At 45.0% G+C, this 2,857-nt stretch carries 2 protein-coding genes, 1 pseudogene and 2 CRISPR repeat arrays; all 3 genes and pseudogenes read right to left on the bottom strand.

Annotated elements, in window-relative coordinates:
• Positions 1-24: 24 nt before the first annotated feature.
• A CRISPR array of direct repeats spans positions 25-276; the repeat unit is 22 nt; unit sequence CCGTCCCCTCTCGAGGTTGCTG.
• Between the two features lie 102 nt (positions 277-378).
• A CRISPR array of direct repeats spans positions 379-1,214; the repeat unit is 37 nt; unit sequence GTTTCCGTCCCCTCTCGAGGTTGCTGGGGGGTCTTAC.
• Positions 1,215-1,318: 104 nt separating this feature from the next.
• The gene (gene cas2, locus STRDD11_RS11350; protein ID WP_241209442.1) at positions 1,319-1,645 is read right to left on the bottom strand and encodes a CRISPR-associated endonuclease Cas2; all 327 of its coding nucleotides are present in this window, start codon (positions 1,643-1,645) and stop codon (positions 1,319-1,321) included.
• 2 nt (positions 1,646-1,647) lie between these two features.
• Entirely contained in the window at positions 1,648-2,649 is a 1,002-nt protein-coding gene (cas1, locus tag STRDD11_RS11355; RefSeq protein ID WP_128837396.1) for a CRISPR-associated endonuclease Cas1, read from the bottom strand.
• A gap of 83 nt (positions 2,650-2,732) precedes the next feature.
• Positions 2,733-2,857, bottom strand: a pseudogene (locus tag STRDD11_RS11360) (NAD-dependent protein deacylase); the annotation flags it as partial.

Here is a 2,857-nt window from a genome sequence, read left to right on the forward strand (position 1 = left end):
AGTATCTCAAGGACCGCTTTATGTTTACCGTCCCCTCTCGAGGTTGCTGAGGGTTCTTACGCATTATGGAAAATTTAGCGGTTATGGGTGTATTGTTTCCGTCCCCTCTCGAGGTTGCTGGGGGGTCTTACAGTAGAAAAAGCACAAGTTTGGGCCTATGAACCGAAAGTTTCCGTCCCCTCTCGAGGTTGCTGGGGGTTCTTACAAGTAAGCGATTTCTTCCATGCTGAAATGCATTCGTTTCCGTACCCTCACGAGGTTGCTGGGGGTTCTTACAAGTGACGATTTTGAACTATGTTCAAATGGGCAAGAGTTTCCGTCCCCTCGCGAAGTGAATTGTGCAGGAAATTATGTCATTGGTACAGAACAAATTGAAATGTTCCCGTCCCCTCCCGAGGTGACTGGGGGTTCTTACATCATGGTGATTGTTGGCTGAGCGTTCGGATTTAATGTTTCCGTCCCCTCCCGAGGTGACTGGGGGTTCTTACATCATGGTGATTGTTGGCTGAGCGTTCGGATTTAATGTTTCCGTCCCCTCTCGAGGTTGCTGGGGGTTCTTACACACTCATTGGAAATATTTAAGTGCATAAAGGAGATTGGTTTCCGTCCCCTCTCGAGGTTGCTGGGAGTTCTTACAGTTCGGTTGTTATGACTTCTGATCCAAAGATGCTGGTTTCCGTCCCCTCTCGAGGTTGCTGGGGGTTCTTACAAAATGGCTTGTGCGCTGCTTGAAATCGACATGTTGTTTCCGTCCCCTCTCGAGGTTGCTGGGGGTTCTTACTGATTTTGTCAATAAGTTTGCTAAGAATATCAATGAGTTTCCGTCCCCTCCCGAGGTGACTGGGGTTTCTTACTAAAATCTAATACACTAACATAAATTTCATATAAGTTTCCGTCCCCTCCCGAGGTTGCTGGGGGTTCTTACAGAAGACCCTACTGATTTGAAGTATATCAATGGCACGTTTCCGTCCCCTCTCGAGGTTGCTGGGGGGTCTTACAGAACAAAAGAAATACAATAACGTATTCGGAATTCAGTTTCCGTCCCCTCTCGAGGTTGCTGGGGGGTCTTACGGTGCTGGTATATTTTCTATTGGAAAAAGTATCATGTTTCCGTCCCCTCTCGAGGTTGCTGGGGGGTCTTACAATAATTACATCATTTCTTATATATTGTAATTCAGTTTCCGTCCCCTCTCGAGGTTGCTGGGGGGTCTTACCCCATATCTTGTATAGGAGGTTTGTGCAAAACCACTAGATTTCGCTTGATATTCCCAGCCGAAACTTACCTCTATTATACCATGAAGGCGTTGAAAATTAAAGCTTAAAAAAACAAGATTTCTTCCAGCAATTCTGCTCCCGTATAGGGATTAAAGACCACCGTTTCTTCTTTATGGCCCACATAGACGATGATGTTGTCCTCTTCATCTGCTTGATAAAAGTCTCTTAGATCTGTTATCAAAAGGTCAAAATTAAGCTTTTCTATATCGACCTCAAAGCAGGAACGCTGGACCCTCGTGCCATAGCCTTCTAAAAGCTTTGCCAGTTTCAAGCGCCTTTTATTGCTGACAATATCATAAATGACCAGGCAGAATTTGCTTTTCTTTTTGGCAAACTCCCTGCTCGCCTCATCCAGATTGTAAAAAGCCATCCTCATCCCCCTGTGCAGCTGCTGATATAGTCATCTGAGTCCCTTGACTCAAAAGAGCGGATCAAAGACTTGACTTGCTGATCCGACATGTACAAAAAGGTATAGCGATTCTTATCCAATTCGATATAACGATGAATTTCCAAAATCCTCTCTCTCATCGCACGGGAAAAAAGCTCAATGCCTTCTGAGGTCAGATGCGTCTCATCCCCGGCCTTCTCAAAGTGCTGTCTCTTGATTTCCCCACGCTTTATCAGGCCCATCACCGTATCATCAACGATAACCGGCCGCCACTCTTCCATGAGGTCACTCGCCAGCACTGCATGATGAGTGCGCGGCTGATGCATGACACCAAAGCCCAGACTGAGTCCATTCTTCCGAATCAAACCGATAAAGCAGGAATATAAGATAGAATAACCAAAGTTCAAAAGCGCATTGAAAGGGTCCAGAGATGGCCTTCTATTTCGCCCATAAAAATGAAAATCCTCCTCCACCAGCAAGTTTAGATAGTAGAAATAGGACTTGGCAGTCCTGCCCTCTATTCCCATCATTTCCGATATGCTTTTTGCAGCCTTGATGCTCTCGCAAGCGCCTTCAAAACGCTTAAAGTCCTCTTCGTCCAATAACCCTTGCTCATCATATGCTTTGAGCAGATTCAGCTGATTCTTGATTTTTGCCCAAGCTATCTTTTGAGAGATTTTTAGGCAAAAGTCTGTATCAAAAGATGCCTGCGCTTGAAGCCTCTGTTTTTCATAGTCTGCTTCCCTGAAAGAATCCATGGAAAATAAAAACTCTCCCTTGGCAGAAAAATAGAAAACCGGAATCCCCTGCAGTGCCAGCGATTTGAGCAATTGGGTGGATAGCTGCGAATGGCCAAATATCAAAACAGTATCGATGAGACTCAAAGAAACAACCTTAAGCATTCTATGATCTTGATCTTTTATCATCAGCTTATGGTCGCTGAGAGACAAGCTGTAAGATGAGTTTTGGATATATAAATCAGCCATCGTGCAGGACAATCCTTTTTATTTATCATTTTAATATATTGTTTTTCTTTTGTCAATAAAAAACTCCTGCAAATATGCAAGAGTCAGTCCTGCTGCCTCAGCTTCCCCAACACCTCTCCAATCCTGCCCTCGATGACTAGGTCGGCTTGGCTGTCCTGCGGGATGCTGGTTTTATTGATGACGACCAGGTGCCGGCCGGCAAAGTACT

Origin of the sequence: Streptococcus sp. DD11, assembly GCF_001578865.1 — a bacterium.
Classification (GTDB): Bacteria; Bacillota; Bacilli; order Lactobacillales; family Streptococcaceae; genus Streptococcus; species Streptococcus panodentis.

Excerpts from the sequence above, each read along its gene's own strand:
- cas2 (WP_241209442.1), bottom strand. The coding sequence starts at position 1,645 with ATGGCTTTTTACAATCTGGATGAGGCGAGCAGGGAGTTTGCCAAAAAG.
- cas1 (WP_128837396.1), bottom strand. The coding sequence starts at position 2,649 with ATGGCTGATTTATATATCCAAAACTCATCTTACAGCTTGTCTCTCAGC.